18 protein-coding genes are annotated in these 17,347 nt (G+C 58.2%); 12 read left to right on the top strand and 6 right to left on the bottom strand.

Features of this window, described 5'->3' with window-relative positions:
• Window positions 1–15 precede the first annotated feature (15 nt).
• The gene (locus QP027_RS02355; RefSeq protein ID WP_284825693.1) at window positions 16–195 is read right to left on the bottom strand and encodes a hypothetical protein; all 180 of its coding nucleotides are present in this window, start codon (window positions 193–195) and stop codon (window positions 16–18) included.
• Between the two features lie 361 nt (window positions 196–556).
• Here QP027_RS02355 and QP027_RS02360 point away from each other — a divergent pair, with 361 nt between their 5' ends.
• The 9 genes from QP027_RS02360 to secA all read left to right on the top strand — a co-directional run bounded on the left by QP027_RS02360 (window position 557) and on the right by secA (window position 11,094).
• Window positions 557–910: a DUF4259 domain-containing protein gene (locus QP027_RS02360; protein ID WP_284825695.1), complete on the top strand. Its 354-nt coding sequence runs from the start codon at window positions 557–559 to the stop codon at window positions 908–910.
• A 99-nt stretch (window positions 911–1,009) separates the two neighbouring features.
• Window positions 1,010–2,437: an adenosylhomocysteinase gene (ahcY, locus tag QP027_RS02365; protein ID WP_284825697.1), complete on the top strand. Its 1,428-nt coding sequence runs from the start codon at window positions 1,010–1,012 to the stop codon at window positions 2,435–2,437.
• Between the two features lie 13 nt (window positions 2,438–2,450).
• On the top strand, window positions 2,451–3,053 hold the full coding sequence (locus QP027_RS02370) for a dTMP kinase (protein WP_284825699.1): 603 nt from the start codon (window positions 2,451–2,453) through the stop codon (window positions 3,051–3,053).
• Between the two features lie 12 nt (window positions 3,054–3,065).
• Entirely contained in the window at window positions 3,066–3,749 is a 684-nt protein-coding gene (mtrA, locus tag QP027_RS02375) for an MtrAB system response regulator MtrA (protein ID WP_284825701.1), read from the top strand.
• A 6-nt stretch (window positions 3,750–3,755) separates the two neighbouring features.
• Entirely contained in the window at window positions 3,756–5,324 is a 1,569-nt protein-coding gene (mtrB, locus tag QP027_RS02380) for an MtrAB system histidine kinase MtrB (RefSeq protein WP_284826890.1), read from the top strand.
• Window positions 5,324–7,039 carry an MtrAB system accessory lipoprotein LpqB gene (gene lpqB, locus QP027_RS02385; RefSeq protein WP_284825702.1) on the top strand — a complete coding sequence of 572 codons (1,716 nt, stop codon included), beginning with the start codon at window positions 5,324–5,326 and terminating at the stop codon, window positions 7,037–7,039. The genes mtrB and lpqB overlap by 1 nt, the downstream gene beginning before the upstream one ends.
• Window positions 7,040–7,218: 179 nt before the next feature.
• Window positions 7,219–7,641 carry a ComF family protein gene (locus QP027_RS02390; RefSeq protein WP_284825703.1) on the top strand — a complete coding sequence of 141 codons (423 nt, stop codon included), beginning with the start codon at window positions 7,219–7,221 and terminating at the stop codon, window positions 7,639–7,641.
• Between the two features lie 88 nt (window positions 7,642–7,729).
• Window positions 7,730–8,401 (top strand): ribosome hibernation-promoting factor, HPF/YfiA family, encoded by a 672-nt coding sequence (gene hpf, locus QP027_RS02395; protein WP_284825705.1) that lies wholly within the window; start codon window positions 7,730–7,732, stop codon window positions 8,399–8,401.
• Window positions 8,402–8,553: 152 nt separating this feature from the next.
• The gene (gene secA / locus QP027_RS02400) at window positions 8,554–11,094 is read left to right on the top strand and encodes a preprotein translocase subunit SecA (protein ID WP_284825707.1); all 2,541 of its coding nucleotides are present in this window, start codon (window positions 8,554–8,556) and stop codon (window positions 11,092–11,094) included.
• Window positions 11,095–11,100: 6 nt separating this feature from the next.
• Here secA and QP027_RS02405 read toward each other — a convergent pair whose 3' ends face one another.
• Entirely contained in the window at window positions 11,101–11,466 is a 366-nt protein-coding gene (locus QP027_RS02405; protein WP_284825709.1) for a hypothetical protein, read from the bottom strand.
• Between the two features lie 132 nt (window positions 11,467–11,598).
• Here QP027_RS02405 and QP027_RS02410 point away from each other — a divergent pair, with 132 nt between their 5' ends.
• The 3 genes from QP027_RS02410 (at window position 11,599) to QP027_RS02420 (ending at window position 13,681) form a co-directional block, all read left to right on the top strand.
• Window positions 11,599–12,009 (top strand): HAD family hydrolase, encoded by a 411-nt coding sequence (locus QP027_RS02410; RefSeq protein WP_284825710.1) that lies wholly within the window; start codon window positions 11,599–11,601, stop codon window positions 12,007–12,009.
• A 1-nt stretch (window position 12,010) separates the two neighbouring features.
• Window positions 12,011–12,505, top strand: a complete 495-nt coding sequence (locus QP027_RS02415) for a DUF6912 family protein (protein WP_284825711.1) — start codon at window positions 12,011–12,013, stop codon at window positions 12,503–12,505.
• Between the two features lie 93 nt (window positions 12,506–12,598).
• Complete coding sequence (locus QP027_RS02420; protein WP_284825712.1) at window positions 12,599–13,681, top strand: HNH endonuclease signature motif containing protein; 1,083 nt, start codon at window positions 12,599–12,601, stop codon at window positions 13,679–13,681.
• On the opposite strand, the gene rsgA is transcribed toward QP027_RS02420, so the two are convergent.
• From rsgA to QP027_RS02440, 4 genes are read right to left on the bottom strand one after another with little or no spacing between them, the layout of a single operon-like run.
• Window positions 13,674–14,681 (bottom strand): ribosome small subunit-dependent GTPase A, encoded by a 1,008-nt coding sequence (rsgA, locus tag QP027_RS02425; protein ID WP_284825713.1) that lies wholly within the window; start codon window positions 14,679–14,681, stop codon window positions 13,674–13,676. The two genes, QP027_RS02420 and rsgA, sit on opposite strands and share 8 nt — an antisense overlap.
• A complete protein-coding gene (gene aroA / locus QP027_RS02430; protein ID WP_284825715.1) occupies window positions 14,674–15,945 on the bottom strand; it encodes a 3-phosphoshikimate 1-carboxyvinyltransferase in 1,272 nt (423 codons plus the stop codon). The genes rsgA and aroA overlap by 8 nt, the downstream gene beginning before the upstream one ends.
• Before the next feature lie 28 nt (window positions 15,946–15,973).
• Window positions 15,974–16,234: a HypC/HybG/HupF family hydrogenase formation chaperone gene (locus tag QP027_RS02435; RefSeq protein WP_284825717.1), complete on the bottom strand. Its 261-nt coding sequence runs from the start codon at window positions 16,232–16,234 to the stop codon at window positions 15,974–15,976.
• Window position 16,235: 1 nt separating this feature from the next.
• On the bottom strand, window positions 16,236–17,336 hold the full coding sequence (locus QP027_RS02440; RefSeq protein WP_284825719.1) for a nickel-dependent hydrogenase large subunit: 1,101 nt from the start codon (window positions 17,334–17,336) through the stop codon (window positions 16,236–16,238).
• Window positions 17,337–17,347 lie beyond the last annotated feature (11 nt).

A 17,347-nucleotide genomic window follows, 5' to 3' on the forward strand; every position in this document is an offset into this window, starting at 1 on the left:
GCAGATTCAGTTTCGCTAAACGCCGTAGGCTTTCTCGGTGTGAGCCGTCGATGTGGCCACCGATGCGGCACCAGAGGTTTGCTGATCCCTGTTCTCGGTAGGGGAGCCGGCGTACCAAACGGTGACACCGATGAGGGTCGCAACAAGTAGTCCTGCTGCAATGAAGAGCAGTACGCGACGGCGGTCTGCTTCCATTCTCTACCCCTTCCCGGTGTGATCGTTTGAATAAGTGTTTGGCTATATCGGTGCTATTGTGCGTCAAAAGCTGCTTATCTGCTGGCTGAACCCCTAGATTCTCAGGTCTTGCTCAGAATGGGTAACAACTTGGTAACAAGATAGCAGACGCTATGAAAAATCCATGAAGACACGTGGCCAACCACACACAATTTAGGGGATTGCCTGCTTGATAGCAGTAGGGGAAGATACGGTTAGATGGGCAAGGTTTGCTGAGCATTAATGTCCAGTGGACAAAGCATCCCGATACCAAGTAGGCATTAATACAGACAGATAGAGACTGCCTAGGATCGGTCTCACTTTGAATTGTTAGGAGCAAATCATGAGTGCTTGGGATATTGAGATCTTCGCGGAGGATGTCAACATTGATTTCCTCGACGAGCTCGCCGATCTTGAAGAAGAAGACATCGTCGAGGCAGTCCGGGATGCATGTCTACTTGCTGCAGACCCAGACGCAGCTACTGACGACGAGGTCCTCAACGGACAGGCTGCAGCCACCATCGCGGCAATTTGGGCCGGTGCGCCATTCGCGGCAGGCGACGTTGCCGAGGATTACCCGTTCATCCGCGGCTTCGCGGGCGATGTGGATGAAACACTTCTTCAGGCGGCAGCGCAGGTGCTGGAATCCGTAGACACCGAGCATGACATCGACCAATTCGTAGAAGCGTTGGCTTAGTTCTTCGGCACTCTCCCTACTTCGCGCTAGAGTGGTCTAGTACGCAAGGCCCACCGTGGCCTGTGTCTTTTACACCACTTTGATAGGAGTTTTGCCTTCATGGATTTCAAGATCGCGGATATCAACCTCTACGAAGCCGGCCGCAAGCAAATCGAGCTTGCTGAACATGAGATGCCGGGTTTGATGGAGCTGCGACGCGAGTACGCAGACGAGCAGCCATTGAAGGGCGCGAAAATCGCGGGCTCGATCCACATGACCACCCAGACGGCGGTTCTGATCGAGACGCTGACGGCGCTAGGCGCAGAGGTCCGATGGGCATCGTGCAACATTTTCTCCACAGAAGACGCGGCCGCTGCGGCCATCGTCGTCGGTAAGCAAGGCACAGTAGACAATCCCCAGGGCGTTCCCGTATTCGCATGGAAGGGCGAGACCCTCGACGAATACTGGTGGTGCCTGAACCAAATCTTCTCCTGGGGTGACGACCTGCCAAACATGATCCTGGATGATGGCGGCGACGCAACCATGGCCGTGATCAAGGGCCTGGAATTTGAGCTGGCAGGCGCAGTTCCTTCTGCACAGGACGCTGACTCCGACGAACAGATCGCTTTCTACGCGATGCTCGCAGAGACGCTGAAGAGTGAAAACGGCAAGTGGGGCAAAATTGCTGAGTCGGTGAAAGGTGTTACCGAGGAAACCACTACTGGTGTCCACCGTCTGTACCACTTTGCCAAGGAAGGCACTTTGCCGTTCCCTGCGATGAACGTCAACGATGCTGTGACCAAGTCCAAGTTTGATAACCGTTACGGAACCCGGCACTCGGTGATCGATGGGCTAAACCGCGGCACCGACATGCTGATCGCAGGCAAGAAGGCCCTCGTATGTGGCTACGGCGACGTAGGCAAGGGCGTTGCGGAGGCGCTCGACGGCCAAGGCGCGATTGTTGCCGTAACCGAGGTTGATCCGATTAACGCGTTGCAGGCACTGATGGACGGCTTTGCCGTGGTCAACACTGACACCGCAATTGCGGATGCAGATATCGTCATCACCGCAACCGGCAACTTGGGCATCATCACCTTTGATCACATGATGAAGATGAAAGACCACGCGGTCCTGGGTAACATCGGCCACTTTGACAACGAGATTGACATGGCATCCCTGCTGCACCGCGACGATGTCACTCGCACCCCGATTAAGCCACAGGTTGACCTATTCGAGCTGCCAAGCGGCAACTCTATCTTGGTGCTTTCCGAAGGCCGCCTGCTCAACCTGGGTAACGCAACCGGCCACCCGTCGTTTGTGATGTCGAACTCCTTCGCGGATCAGACGATTGCACAGATCGAGCTATTCACAAATGGCGACAACTACGAGAACGAGGTCTACCGCCTGCCAAAGATCCTCGATGAGAAGGTCGCACGCATCCACGTCGAAGCACTCGGCGGCGAACTCACCGAGCTGACCAAGGAACAGGCCGAGTACATCGGCGTCGACGTCGCTGGCCCATATAAGCCAGAGCACTACCGCTACTAAAAGAGGCAACTTAATGATCATCGCGGTCGAAGGCATCGACGGGGCAGGGAAGAACACGCTTGTCACGGCTCTCAAAGGGCTTATCGACGCCCGCACGTTGTCCTTTCCTCGCTATGAGGACTCCGTCCACGCGCAGCTTGCGCAGGAAGCGCTCCACGGGCGGATGGGGGATTTGACTGATTCTGCCTACGCCATGGCCACGCTTTTTGCGTTGGACCGCGCCGGGGTGGCGGAAGAGTTGCGTCCCTATAAGGGGGCGCAGGACCGGATGATCATTCTGGACCGCTATGTAGCTTCTAACGCCGCGTACTCCGCGGCGCGCACTGGCGACGACGGTGTCTTTGACTGGGTGTATCAGTTGGAGTTTGAGCGTCTCGGGCTTCCGACACCAGATTTGCAGGTGCTGTTGGCCACGGCACCCGAAGAGGCGTCGGCACGCGCAAAGAAGCGGGAGAGCGAGGACTCTGCGCGAGCTCGCGACCGTTATGAGCGCGACTCGGATCTGCAAAACAACACATATGCTGCTTACGTGCGCCTTGCTGAGCAGAACTGGGCGGGTCGCTGGGTGCACTCCGGCGATTCTGGCGTTATTCTGCAAGAGATCGAAAAACTATAAAGGAGCCGGTGCATGTCCGCCAAGATTCTCGTCGTTGATGACGATCCCGCAATCTCTGAAATGCTGTCCATCGTGCTGGAGGCTGAGGGATTCGAACCCGTCGTGGTCAACGACGGCAACGACGCAGTGCCCACGTTCCGCGACAGCGATCCGGACCTGATTCTTCTGGACCTCATGCTCCCAGGCATGAACGGCGTGGACATCTGTCGCGCGATTCGCGCGGAGTCTTCCGTGCCTATCGTCATGCTCACCGCGAAGACGGATACTGTCGACGTTGTTCTCGGCCTGGAGTCCGGCGCCGATGACTACATCACTAAGCCGTTCAAGCCCAAGGAGCTTGTTGCCCGGATTCGTGCGCGCCTGCGCCGTACCGACGACGAACCGACTGAGATTCTCGAAGTAGGCGATCTCACCATCGACGTCCCACAACACATGGTCAAGCGTGGCGACGAAGAAATCCAGCTCACACCCCTCGAGTTCGATCTGCTTCTTGAGATGGCACGGAAACCCCGCCAGGTGCATACCCGCGAGGAGCTCTTGGAGTCTGTCTGGGGTTACCGCCATGCATCGGACACCCGTTTGGTTAACGTGCACGTCCAGCGCCTTCGTTCCAAGATCGAGAAGGACCCGGAGGACCCACAAATCGTTCTCACCGTGCGAGGTGTGGGCTACAAAACTGGCACGCCAGGGGAGTAGGCCGTTCTGTTCAAAAAACTAGCAAAGCTTCAGCAGCGAGTATCCGAAGCCTGGCGTACCTCCCTTCAGGTGCGCTTCATCGGCTCGGTGCTGATAGCTTCCGGCGTCGTCATGCTGGTATTGGGTTTTGCGTTGGCCTCGGTGGTCACGCAGCGTCTTGTCGATGCAAAAGAGGAAGTCGCACTCAGTGAGATTGAGCGCGCCCGCGAAACCGTCGAGCAGCAGATCAATGCCACGGGATCATCAACGTCGCTGCAGGCCAGACTCAATTCAGCCCGTGCCACGCTGACACAGCAGTCGCAGGGAACCGCGGATAAAGCCGTGGTGTACGAGCCTGTGCTGGTTGTCGAAGACCAAACCGGCACGGTAGTGACCTCGCCAGAGGGGTACCGAATTCCTAAGGCGCTGCGGGACTTTGTGGCCCAAGGCCAAGTGTCTAACCAATACGCCACGATGAATCGCGCGGACGGATCGACTTACAACGCTTTGATTATCGGCACTCCGACGAATGCAGACATCCAGAATCTGCAGGTGTACATGGTCATGAGTATGGAGCAGGAAGAATCGACCATGGCGTTGATGCGTGGCCTTCTTGCTACCGCCGGCCTTGTCGTCGTGGTGTTGCTGGTGGGCATCGCGTGGCTTGCGACCCAGCAGATTACCGCGCCGGTGCGCTCAGCTTCGCGGATCGCGGAGCGTCTCGCAGCTGGCCACCTCCGCGAGCGCATGGCCGTCGAGGGCGAGGACGAGATGGCGCGTTTGGCGTTGTCGTTTAACAACATGGCCGACAAACTCTCTAGCCAAATTCACCAATTGGAAGAGTACGGCGACTTGCAGCGCCAGTTCACGTCCGACGTATCGCACGAGTTGCGCACTCCGCTTACTACAGTGCGCATGGCCGCCGACATGATTGCGGCCGACGATGATTCGCTGGAGCCACACACCAAGCGCGCAAGCCAACTGATGATCCGCGAACTGGATCGGTTTGAATCCCTGTTGGGTGATCTCCTAGAAATTTCTCGCCACGATGCCGGCGTCGCAGACTTGGCCGCAACCAAGTTGGATGCACGGGCGCCTCTCGAATCTGCCGCGGACCAGACGCGCCACCTGGCCGACGAACTCAACGTCGATGTCAGCTACGACCTGCCCGACGAACCTGTAGCAATCGAAGGCGATAGCCGACGCATCGAGCGCATCCTGCGCAACCTGATTGCCAACGCGATTGACCATTCCGAAGGCAACCCGATCGTCGTCAAGCTTGATTCCAACGAGGAAGCTGTCGCATTTACCGTGACCGACCACGGCGTGGGGCTTAAGCCGGGGCAGGAAGAGCTGGTGTTCAACCGGTTCTGGCGCGCGGATGCATCGCGCAAGCGGCACTCTGGCGGTACCGGCCTTGGATTGGCTATTGCGCGCGAAGACGCACTGCTGCACAAAGGTATTCTCGATGCAGCAGGTACCGTCGGGGTGGGTTCGCAGTTCCGCCTGGTTCTCCCCAGGGATCCGGAAGCTGGCTTTACGCAAGCGCCACTAGCATTGTCACCACCGGTAGGGCCCATTAAGGAGGAAGCGTAATGTTCGCAAAGAAGCCTCTGACGCTTACGGCCATTGTGCTGTCCGTCGCCCTCACTGCATCTTGCACTCGCTTACCGACGAACACCGAACCACAAGCCCTGCGCCCCTTCGACCCACAATCGACTGCTGCGGAAGTAGTCGCTCCGATCCCCGGACGAGAGGCCGACCTTCTGTTACGTGATTTCTACGCAGCGGGCGCTGTCCCGGCCGGCGATTATGAGGCGGCCCGCAGCTACCTCACTCCAGCCGCGCGTGACGTGTGGAACCCGAGTGAGTCAGTCCTGATCGTGGACCGCATTGACTTAAACACGCAGCCGGGTGGTAACAACCAACGCCGAAGCCTGTCGGTACGAGGCAACGTGATTGGCGCGCTGGAGGAGGGCGGCGCATTCGTACCAGAGGCGGGTGTTTACGAAGCAACCGTCGAACTCGAGCAGGTAGGCGGCGAGTGGCGAATTTCGTCGCTGCCATCGGGCATCATCATGGAGCGCAACGAGCTGCGCAACCAGTACCAGCCGTTCAATATCTACTTCGCGGGAAAGTCGAGCAACGTGATTGTTGGCGACCGGCGCTGGGTATATTCGGGGCGTGATTCCCTCGACACTGTGATCATGAGCTTGATTACCGCAGGGCCGTCAGAGAGGCTTGCTCCGGCAGTGGAGAACATCCTTCCTCCCGATGCGGCGTTCACAGGCAAGTCGGACGGTATCTACGAGTTTTCCAACATGGCCTCGATGGACACCGAGAAGCGCACGCAATTCGCCGGCCAAGTGGTCTGGACTCTCGCAATGGCGGGCGTGTCCGGACCGTACAAACTCAATGTCGACGGTGCCCCAATTCTTGGCGACAAAGAAGAGCTCACAACCGACGATTTTGCTTCGATGAACCCACAGACCGCTTCCAACGACGTTGCGAAACTCTATGCGCTTACAAATGGCGATGTGCATGAAGTCAGCGGCGGAGAGGTCACCCGACTGGAGGGAGAACTAGGCAGTGAGGGCAACGTGTCCTCTGTCGAGATCTCCAGCGATGGTGGCGTGGCAGCCGTGCTGAAGAACCCCGACAACGAGGAGGAACAGATCTTCGCGGTCGGCAACTTGAGTGGAAAGAAGGACGAAGTGTTGCGCGCCCGCACGATTTCGCGGCCCAGCTTCGAGCAAAACTCCAATGTGGCGTGGGTTGTGGTCGATGGAACCAAGGTGGTGCGCGCAGTGCAGTCCACTGACTCCGGCGACATCGTCAGCAGCGAAGTAGGAACCCCGTTCCTTGAGGATATCGGTGGGGAAATATCCATGCTGCGCCTCTCGCGCACCGGTTCCCGCGCTGCCATGATCATCGATGGGAGGCTGTTCATCGGCATCGTTGAACGCACCCGTGCCGGCGAACGCTCCATTGTCAACGTGATGGAGTACGCCACCGAGCTTAGCGGGGCGGCAGTAAGCGTGGACTGGAATCCTGATGGTTCGTTGGTCGTGGGCACCTCCTCCCCAGACTCACCGGTAAAGCGTGTCGAACTCGATGGTTCCAGCGTGACGGCCTACCCATCGGGCAATATCAACGGGCCCGTTGTTGCCGTTTCGGCAGGTCCGACCATGATCTATGCCACCGACGCGAATGCCCTTCTGCAGCTTCCCACCACAGGCACCGAGTACACCAACTGGCGCGAGGTGCCGGGGCTGCAGGGTGTCAGGTCGGCGCCAGTCGTCGCCAAGTGATTGAGTTGATTCTCCCGCGGGCGTGTGCCGGTTGCGGGACGCCGGGGGAACATCTGTGTGCTGCTTGTCGACGATCCCTCGCGTCGCCCCCTTTTCGAGTGTCAACACGAGTGGACCCGCACGCGCCTGTTTGGGCGATGGGGCCGTACTCGGGTCCGCATCGCAACATTATCCTCGCCATGAAGGAACGCAACAACCTCGCCGTGCGCAAACACTCAGGAGCGGTCCTGCGTGCTGGGCTCGAATATCTCGAAGCACGTGGAGAACTTCCTTATGACACCGTTTTGGTTCCCGCCCCGACGCGCGCTCATGTCGCTCGAAGCCGAGGCGGCGACCCTGTCACAGACATGTGCAAGGCGACTGGGAGGTCAGTAGCGCCCGTCTTATCGATGGGCAAGCACATCGCAGACCAGTCTGATTTAGGGGCCCTCGATAGACGTAGAAACCTTGCCGGTAGGGTTCATGTTTCGGACATACCGCAAGGAAAAATCTTGCTTGTCGACGACGTGGTCACAACCGGTTCTACCCTGCAGACCGCCGCTGAATCCCTCATTGGACGAGGTAGTGAAGTCGTCGGTGCCCTTGTTCTCGCAGCAGCCTAAAGCTTAAGCAGGGGTGTTGTGGCGAAGCGGTTATGACCAGACGTACAATAGAAGAACAATCAGTCCCCGCCTAGTAGGGAGGAAGCAGATGACCACTGCAGAAAACAACGAAGTCCTGAGCCCCGACGCACAGGTGACCATCACAGGCCGAAACGTCGAGGTGCCAGAGCACTTCCAAGACCGCGTGAACGCCAAGCTTTCCAAGATTGAGAAGCTTGACCCAACCCTCACGTTCTTCCACGTTGAACTGCAGCACGAGCCGAATCCGCGACGCGAGTCGCAGGCCGAACGCATTCAGATCACCGCAACTGGCAAGGGCCACATCGCCCGCGCCGAGGCAAAGGAAGATAGTTTCTACGCCGCCCTTGAGACCGCTCTTGCTAAGATGGAGCGCTCGCTACGCAAGGTCAAGGTGCGTCGTGAAATTTCGCGTTCCGGCCACCGTGCGCCAAAGTCCACCGGTCAGGTTGCTGCCGAAATGGTCGCAGAGGCCGAGGAAGCAGTAGCAAAGAGCGGACAGTACGACGTCGACCCATACGCAGACAAGGTGCAGGACGTAGAACCTGGCCACATCGTACGTACCAAGGAGCACTCCGCAACCCCTATCAGTGTTGACCAAGCACTGAGCGAAATGGAACTCGTTGGCCACGACTTCTACCTCTTCATTAACGAAGAGAACGGCCGTCCATCCGTGGTGTACCGTCGCCATGCGTTTGACTACGGCCTGATCTCCCTCGTTCCAGATGAGGATGCTCAGTAGTCGGTAATCAATATTCGCCGCCCCAGGTAAACCAAGAGGTAGCCTGGGGCGGCGTTGTGCGTGTACCTCACTAGTCGTCGACAAGCATTGTGTGCGTACAATGGCCCTTTAATACCAGAAATTTTCCACCCCTGATCGAAGGACAAAAACACGTGTTTGGACTGTCCAAGCTGCTCCGCGCCGGTGAAGGCCGTAGGGTCAAGCGACTTCACAAAATCGCTGAAGATGTCATTGCGCTCGAGGACGATTACGCAAAGCTCTCTGATGAAGAACTTAAGGCGAAAACCGACGAGTTCAAAGAGCAGATTGCTAACGGCACGAGCCTGGACGAGATTCTGCTCGATGCGTTTGCCACCGCCCGCGAGGCTTCTTGGCGAGTGTTGAAACAGAAGCACTACCTAGTGCAGATCATGGGTGGTGCCGCACTGCACTTTGGCAATGTTGCCGAAATGAAAACGGGTGAAGGCAAGACCCTGACTTCGGTTTTGCCTGCGTACCTCAACGCTCTCGAGGGCAAGGGTGTCCACATCGTTACCGTGAACGATTACCTAGCTAAGCGCGACGCTGAGATGATGGGTCGTGTGCACCGCTTCCTCGGTCTTGAGGTTGGCGTGATCTTGTCGGACATGCGCCCAGCCGAGCGCAAAAAGGCATACGATGCAGACATTACCTACGGCACCAACAACGAACTCGGTTTCGACTACCTGCGCGACAACATGACCCGCTCGCTCGACGACCTCGTGCAGCGTGGCCACAACTACGCGATTGTCGACGAGGTCGACTCCATCCTGATCGATGAGGCCCGCACGCCTCTGATTATCTCCGGCGCAGTTGATGGGTCTAGCCAGTTCTACAACGTGTTTGCCCAGCTTGCTCCTCGGATGCGCGAGGGCCGTCACTATGAAGTAGACAAGCGCAAGCGCACCGTCGGCATCAACGAAGAAGGCGTGGAGTACGTCGAAGATCAGTTGGGTATCGAGAACCTTTATGCGCCGGAGAACTCGCAACTGGTGAGTTACCTGAACAATGCGATCAAGGCGAAGGAACTCTTTGAACGCGACAAGGACTACATCGTCCGCCAGGGTGAAGTGATGATCGTCGATAGCTTCACCGGACGTGTCCTGCCGGGTCGTCGCTACAACGAAGGTATGCACCAGGCGATCGAGGCTAAAGAGGGGGTGGAGATCAAGAATGAGAACCAAACCCTCGCCACGGTGACGCTGCAGAACTACTTCCGCATGTATGAGAAGCTGGCCGGTATGACTGGTACCGCTGAAACCGAAGCAGCCGAGCTTCACTCGATCTACGGTCTCGATGTTGTGCCGATCCCGACGAACAAGGACAACCAGCGCGTCGACCGTGACGACTTGATCTACAAGACTCAAGAAGCCAAGTTCGCTGCCGTCGCCGAGGACATTGCCGAGCACGTTGAGAAAGGCCAGCCAGTCCTAGTCGGTACCACGTCCGTCGAGCGCTCCGAATTCTTGTCGCAACTGTTGCAAAAGAAGGGCATCAAGCACAATGTTCTAAACGCGAAGCACCACGAAGAAGAAGGTCGCATTATCGCAGAGGCAGGCCTTCCGGGCAATGTCACCGTGTCTACCAACATGGCTGGTCGTGGTACTGATATCGTGCTGGGTGGCAACCCAGAGATTTTGCTTGACGCAAAGTTGCAAGCGCGTGGGCTCGATCCGTTCGAGGACGAGGAAGAATATCAAAAGTCGTGGGATGAGGAGCTGCCGAAAGCGAAGGAGCGCTCCAAGAAGCTTGGCGACGAGGTCCGCGAGGCAGGCGGCCTCTACGTTGTTGGTACTGAGCGCCACGAGTCCCGCCGCATCGACAACCAGTTGCGTGGCCGTTCCGCGCGTCAGGGTGACCCTGGTGAGACCCGTTTCTATCTGTCCATGCGCGATGAACTGATGGTCCGTTTCTTAGGCCAGTCCATGGAAAACATGATGAACCGCCTGAACGTGCCGGATGATGTGCCGATTGAGGCGAAGATGGTGTCTAACTCCATCAAGAACGCACAGGCGCAGGTGGAAAACCAGAACTTCGAGATGCGCAAGAACGTCCTGAAGTACGACGAGGTTTTGAACGAGCAGCGCAAGGTGGTTTACCGAGAGCGTCGCGAGATCCTTGAGGCTAAGGACATTCAAGACCAGATTCGTCGCATGATCACCGATACCGTCGGCGCATACGTCGATGGCGCGACCTACGATGGATACGTTGAGGACTGGGATCTCGACGAACTGTGGAATGCTCTCGACGGACTGTACGGGCCGACTTTCACTGCTCAAGAGCTCATCGACGGTGACGAATTTGGTGCGCCAGGGGAACTTTCTGCAGCCAATCTGCGCGAAGCGCTTGTCGACGACGCGCTGAAGTCCTACGATGAGCTTGAAGCCAACGTTGCAGCGATCGGCGGCGAAGCACAGATGCGCAACATCGAGCGCATGGTCATCTTGCCGGTCATCGACACAAAGTGGCGCGAGCACCTCTACGAAATGGATTACCTCAAGGAAGGTATTGGCCTGCGTGCGATGGCGCAGCGAGACCCTCTAGTTGAGTACCAAAAGGAGGGCGGCGACATGTTCAACGCGATGAACGACGCCGTCAAGGAAGAAACTGTCCGCCAGCTTTTCATGCTGCGCAAGCAGTTCGCACCGCAAGAAGAAGGCCCCGTCGAGGCGTAATCGCTCTTAGAGCACCTTAAAGCTGGTGAGCCGCCCGCCTTCGACCCGGGCGGCAAACCCGTATTTGCGGCCACCCGATTGCGCAGTGCCATAAAATTCACCTTCTTCCCGCGCGTGGAATGACAGAACGCGTACCGGTCCCGGGGGCAGCCCAGCGCGACGGCGCGCCGCAATATGCGTGCGCACGCCCACGTCATAACGGGTTCGGCGCAGCGCTTCCAATTCACGAATGCCAAAAGTCGCATCGAGTGCGACACGAATCAGCGGGGACAGTTTCGGCTCTACAGGTTGAGGAATCGGCTTTTCCGGCGAACTTGGCGTTCGCGGAACCAGCGCCTGCAGGTAAGTATTTCCGGGGATGGGTGCGTACATCGCGAGTCTTTTCCTCCAATAGTTGGGCAGTGGAGGGACAGACGAGAGGCGGGCTGGGTATTATTGTGTCACGAATCGATTCAGCTCGCCTGTCAAGTGAGCTAAGTACAGATCAGCAAAGGAAAGGCATTCATGCGAGGACTCATTGTGGATTATGTCGGCGTACTCGACATGGACGACGAGGACCAGCGTCGTTGGCGCGAACTGCTCGTTGCCGTGCGCGAGGCAGGAGTGGCCACATCCATCCTCTCTAACGATCCAGGTGGGGAAGGCGCTGACCACATCCGCGAATGGGAGTTCCGCGGAGACGTTGATGCGGTATTACTGTCCGGCGAGATCGGAGCGGAAAAGCCTGCCCGTGAAGCGTTCCAGGCGGCTGCTGACGCGATGGATGTTGAACTGGTTAACTGCGTGCTTATCGACGACAACATATTGAATATCCGTGGAGCCGTCGATAATGGCTTGATTGGCATCTACCACACTGCTTTCGACCGTACTGTTGTTGAAATTCAGTCTTTGTTCGACATTGAAGGTGAGTTCTAGAGTGCGCGTGTACATCCCCGCGGTGTTTAGCATGCTGGAGACTTTGGACTCCACTAGATCGATGCCGGTACGTAATGGTTGGGGTTTCGCAGCGACGCCTGAATTGACCGAGTTTTACAGCTCCGGCGACCAAGACGAGATCGAGATGATTGCGTTCGACGATGCGGCGCTCGCGTCCCTTCGTCTTCTCGCCATTGGCGACGAGTCGCGCTTCCCACACCGTCGCGTCGTCGTTTCTGTAGATGTCGAGGCAGAAGGAATGCCTGACATGGGTGATTCCGTCGTCAAACTGGCCGGTCCGATTTCCCTAGACGACGTGGCCGCAATCCACGTAGATGTACAGGAGGCCGAAGAAGCGACCAAAAAGGCCATTGAGAATGTGGACGCTGCTGACCTCGGCGATGAGGATGCTGAGCTTGCTGTTGGTGATGCGCAGGACAATTACATGGCGTTCTATGATCCCACAGAGTTGCCGTTTCTGATCGAGCTACTTTAGTTTTCCACAGGTTTTGCCCGATCGGACACTTCTATCCACAGTGTGCCAACGAGCAAAACCCTTCCGTGTCGCTTGTGCCATAGCGTCACCAGCATGAACGATTTTCAATCCAGAGGGGCTGCGGAAGCCCGAGCCATGCATCTCCTTTCCGAGGCGGCCGGCATGAGCGTGCACGAAATCGAATCTGCCGGCTTCTCCACGCCGACCGCGCGCCGAATGTGCAAGCTCTCGACCATTTACTTCGGGCCTACTCGGTTCAGAAAGCAACAGCGTCAAGCCCGCGAGGAAGCCATTCGCGCAGGGCATACCCTAGATACGCTGCAGTTGATAGAAAGTAACGTCGCAAAGCTTGCCGACGAGGCCTATGCATGGAAACTTCGCCGAGACCTTTGCCGTCTCGCTGCCAATTATCGAAAATTACGCACTGCTGCGCGAGAACGCGTGGAGCACTACAACGGCCCACGGGAAGAACAGCCAGCGCGCCCGCGGGCGTCGATGAGCAATCCACCAGGATCGTTGGAGCGCACGATTCACTGGACCGGGGCCGAGTCAAAGATCGCAGCAGTGTGGGACCAGGTGCGTGATCATGCGACCAAGAACAATATCAACGAGTCGGATGCGCTTTTCGAGCTGTTCAGCAACCGTGGTATCAGCCAGGCCGAGTACACACCTGCCGTCATCGTATCGATCGGCGATTTAGAAGCAATCTATGGCGGAGCTGGTGACGATGTAATACTCTCTGCCACCAACGGTGCCCGCATGACCGGGGCGGAGTTTTTGCAACAGAAGCTCACAGATCACGGCCTCGCGATGTTGGTTTCAAGAGTTCATGGGGCAGTGGATTTGTACACTACCCAGCGACTGGCTTCCTCGAAGCAACGAAAGATGTGTTCGCTAGAGAGCCCGACCTGTGGAGTTCCTGATTGCGGGCAAGGCGCCGACAGATGCCAAGTAAACCACAATGTGGCATGGTCACATGGCGGACCGACGAACCTCTCAAATCTTTCGATGAGCTGTCCGTTTCACAACGGCAGGCTTGACGACGACCGTCGCCAGCCGCGAAACGGCCACCTCGTAAAACATGGGGGCTTGACCTACCACGTGGGGCCTTTCAACGGCGGCTACACCTTAAACGATCACCCGACTGCGCGTGGCGGGGCGATGCGGGTCACTTGAGATCTTTGAGCTCCCACTCATTATTGGATCGAAGCGCTACCAACAATCCTCGCACTGCCATCGCGCGGCGGTACGTTGCGCTCTCGCCGTCGAGCTTGTCCCAAGCGCACTCGGGGTCTGCGGGTGGCCCAGCGTGCGTGCAGAGTCGGGGGCAGTCTTGTGTGGCCTCGGCGAGGTCTTCAAACACGGACACGATGTCGTCGGGTGCCACGTGTGCCAAACCGAACGACCGAATTCCGGGCGTATCGATTATCCAACCGCCCTGCGGGAGATGCAGTGCCACGGATTGCGTCGACGTATGGCGACCTTTGCCCACCCCTGACACGGCACCTGTTTCGCGATCCGCATCCGGTACGAGTCGGTTTACCAAGGTAGACTTACCGACCCCAGAGTGTCCAATCACCGCCGAAACGTGACCGTCGATGAGGTTGTGAAGGGCAGCGAGATCGTCGTCAATGCCTGTTGTAAGGACGTCCACATTTAGTTCGGCAAACTCTGCGGCGAACTCGGAGGGGTCGGCGAGGTCAGACTTGGTCAGACAAATGACGGGTTTCAGCCCGCCAACAAATGCGGCGATCAGCGCGCGTTCGACGAAACCGGTACGGGGCGGTGGATCTGCTACGGCGGAAACGATCAACAAGATTTCCGCATTAGCGACGACAATTCGTTCGTATGGGTCTGTATCGTCTGCTGTGCGTCGTAAAACACTGGTGCGGTCTTCGCGCCTCACCATGCGCGCCAAGGTGTCCTTGCGCCCAGTGGTGTCGCCTACGATGCCGACACGATCACCCACTTCAATCGATGTGCGGCCTAATTCGCGGGCACGCATGCATGTGACGAGCGTGTCGTCGTCAAGCACAACGCCCCAGCGGCCCCGGTCTTTGGTCACAACCATTCCGAAAACGGCATCTTTGTGCAGGGGGCGGTCTTTTGTGCGGGGGCGCGAGCCTTTACCTGCGCGGACCCGTACGTCGGACTCGTCGTAGTAACGCCTAGCCACGGACCATGTCCGCCCACATGTGTTCGAAGCCCGGCAGAGTCTTAGCGGTAGTGCCGATGTTTTCCACACTCACTCCTTCGACGGCGAGTCCGATGATGGCCCCAGCGGTAGCCATCCGGTGATCGTCGTAGGAGTTCCATTCGCCTCCGTGGAGTGGCGCTGGAGTAATGCGGAGGCCGTCGCCGAGTTCCTCGCAGGTGCCACCTAGCTTGTTGATTTCGGTGGTTAGTGCTGCAAGTCGGTTGGTTTCGTGTCCGCGCAGGTGGGCGATGCCTGTAAGCTCCGAAGGCGTCGATGCAAGCGCCGCTAGGGCAGCGACAGTTGGGGCCAGCTCGCCAATGTCACTCATATCGAGGGAGATGCCCTTCAGATCGCGACGCTGCGGACCTCGAACCTGAAGGGTATAGGTTGGTCCTTCGGAGTAGAGGTCGACTTCACAGCCCATCCGGTCGAGAATGTCTCGAATGACGTCACCCGGCTGGGTGGTTCGCAGGGGCCAGTGAGGAATGCGCACGACGCCCCCAGTAACGGCTGCGGCGGCGAGGAAGGGGGTGGCGTTGGAAAGATCGGGTTCGATCATCCAGGTGCAACCAAGAATCGGGCCCGGGTTGACTGTCCATTCAGTCTCTTGCGAAGTCACTTCAACGCCAGCGAGGCGCAGCATGTCTACAGTCATTTCGATATGAGGCATGGAAGGCAGCGATGCGCCCGTGTGCTTAACAGTGATGCCCTGCTCGAAGCGTGCACCGGCCAACAGGAGACCGGAGACAAACTGGGACGAACTGGACGCATCGATCTCGACGACGCCACCTAATGCAGAACCGGTGCCATGCACTGTGAACGGCAGCCCGTCTCCCGTGATTTCGACACCGAGTGCACGAAGGCCGTCGAGGATCTCGGTCATTGGGCGCTTGCGGGCATACGGATCGCCATCGAAGCGGACGTCTCCGCTGGCGAAAGCTGCGACCGCCGGGGTGAAGCGCATCACTGTGCCGGCTAGTCCGCAGTCGACGGAGCCTCCACGCAGGGGCCCGGGGGTGATGTGTACATCGTCGCCGATGAGCTCGACTCCGATACCCATCGATCGAAGAGCGGCTCCCATTAGGTGAGTGTCTCGAGAGACTAGTGGGTCTTTCAAAACAGAGGGCGATTCTGCAAGGGCTGCGAGGATGAAAGCGCGGTTCGTGATCGATTTAGATCCCGGTACAGTCACCTCACGAAAGATCGGCTGGTGAGCTACAGGCGCATTCCACAATTCTGACATGTGATCATCATAATGAATTACCTGCGCACTAGCGATGCAATGGAGGCTCGTGTTGCGATGGCAAGAGGTTGAACTCGTCGATGGTGGCGAGGGCCGCTTGGGCAGAGTCGTCGTCGAGAAGCTGCATGGCGAACCCGGTTTGGATCAACACCCAATCGCCCGGGCGAGCATCGGGAGTGTAGGCGAAGCAACATGGGCGACGCTCACCTTTGATATCGATTTCGCCCATCGGCATCGGGGAAGTGGTGTCGCCGGTTGAGATGACACGGGCGGGAACTCCGAGGCACATGCTATTTCTCCTTGATCGTTACGTTCATCATCCCACGTGGGGCGTTCGTGCATGGCAGGCAGGGGTCGGCAGCCCGGATGGGTTCCTCGACGGCACGGGCGTCCCCGCCGTGTGCGATTACGTGCGTGAGCATCTCGGCCAGCCAGGGTTCATTTTGCGCGGTGGGACTGAGGATGCGGGCGCGGGTGACGATGGATTCGCGCACTTCATACTCGTGGATCAGAAGTCCACGCGGGCCATCAACGACGCCCACCCCGGTGCCGTCTCGGAGCGGCAGATCGGGGGCCGTGACGGGTGTGGTCAATGCGGGATCGTCGAGAAGGGTTCGGAGTGCATAGAGGGAATCGTGCAGCGTGGCGATTTGCGCTTGGGCCGGGCTCATTTCGGGGTGACGGGAAGCTGGACCGACTCGGTAATCGTGCCATGTGCCATCGACGATAATCTGAGGGTGGGGGTTGATTTCGCCCGGTCGAGTTTCGCGGATGCGCTGAGGAATCTCAGAGATAGGAATAAGCTCCTCAGCCTGCAAGAAGTCACCAAGCGGATCCCACTTGTCGCCGTTGCTGACCCAGACGTCGAGCGGGGTAGTCGGTGGTTGCCATGGATCGCCCTGCAGCTTGTCGACGATCGTTTGGATCCGAGGCAGCTCGTCGACAAGCGTTGCCACTAGGTCAGGATCGGCTGCTGCGCGCACCCCGCCTGGCACGGCAACATCCGGGAAATGCCCTGGACAGCCAGCAGCAGAAAGTACCGCCTTACCGAACCGCTTGAGCTCGAGGGCGTGGGTCGGCGCCAAGCGCGGGCCCATCACGTCAAACACACTGCCGTGGTGGAGTAACGCGCGGACTGCGCGGGCGGTGTCGTCAACCGGTTGATCCACCAGGTGGTCCAGCGCGCGCATCCCCGCGAGATGGTGGGTGACCGGGCATAGGCCGCACAGGCGGGTCACCAGCGTTGGCACTGTGTGTGCGGGGCGACCGACCAGATGGGGGTCAACGCGAGGCACTCCGGCAACGTCGAAGCGGGCGGCATCACCCTCCACGATCACCGACACGGCTAGCGGATCAACCACCGCGTCAATAGGTAATTTGATGCGAGCCACGAAATGACCTT

Source organism: Corynebacterium breve, from assembly GCF_030252165.1.
Classification (GTDB): Bacteria; Actinomycetota; Actinomycetes; order Mycobacteriales; family Mycobacteriaceae; genus Corynebacterium; species Corynebacterium breve.

Bases quoted from the DNA above. Each gene is read 5' to 3' on its own strand.
- QP027_RS02435 (WP_284825717.1), bottom strand. From the start codon at position 16,234: ATGTGCCTCGGAGTTCCCGCCCGTGTCATCTCAACCGGCGACACCACT.
- QP027_RS02355 (WP_284825693.1), bottom strand. From the start codon at position 195: ATGGAAGCAGACCGCCGTCGCGTACTGCTCTTCATTGCAGCAGGACTA.
- lpqB (WP_284825702.1), top strand. From the start codon at position 5,324: ATGTTCGCAAAGAAGCCTCTGACGCTTACGGCCATTGTGCTGTCCGTC.
- QP027_RS02405 (WP_284825709.1), bottom strand. From the start codon at position 11,466: ATGTACGCACCCATCCCCGGAAATACTTACCTGCAGGCGCTGGTTCCG.
- hpf (WP_284825705.1), top strand. From the start codon at position 7,730: ATGACCACTGCAGAAAACAACGAAGTCCTGAGCCCCGACGCACAGGTG.
- QP027_RS02360 (WP_284825695.1), top strand. From the start codon at position 557: ATGAGTGCTTGGGATATTGAGATCTTCGCGGAGGATGTCAACATTGAT.
- QP027_RS02410 (WP_284825710.1), top strand. From the start codon at position 11,599: ATGCGAGGACTCATTGTGGATTATGTCGGCGTACTCGACATGGACGAC.
- QP027_RS02420 (WP_284825712.1), top strand. From the start codon at position 12,599: ATGAACGATTTTCAATCCAGAGGGGCTGCGGAAGCCCGAGCCATGCAT.
- QP027_RS02370 (WP_284825699.1), top strand. From the start codon at position 2,451: ATGATCATCGCGGTCGAAGGCATCGACGGGGCAGGGAAGAACACGCTT.
- aroA (WP_284825715.1), bottom strand. From the start codon at position 15,945: ATGTCAGAATTGTGGAATGCGCCTGTAGCTCACCAGCCGATCTTTCGT.
- QP027_RS02390 (WP_284825703.1), top strand. From the start codon at position 7,219: ATGAAGGAACGCAACAACCTCGCCGTGCGCAAACACTCAGGAGCGGTC.
- mtrA (WP_284825701.1), top strand. From the start codon at position 3,066: ATGTCCGCCAAGATTCTCGTCGTTGATGACGATCCCGCAATCTCTGAA.
- ahcY (WP_284825697.1), top strand. From the start codon at position 1,010: ATGGATTTCAAGATCGCGGATATCAACCTCTACGAAGCCGGCCGCAAG.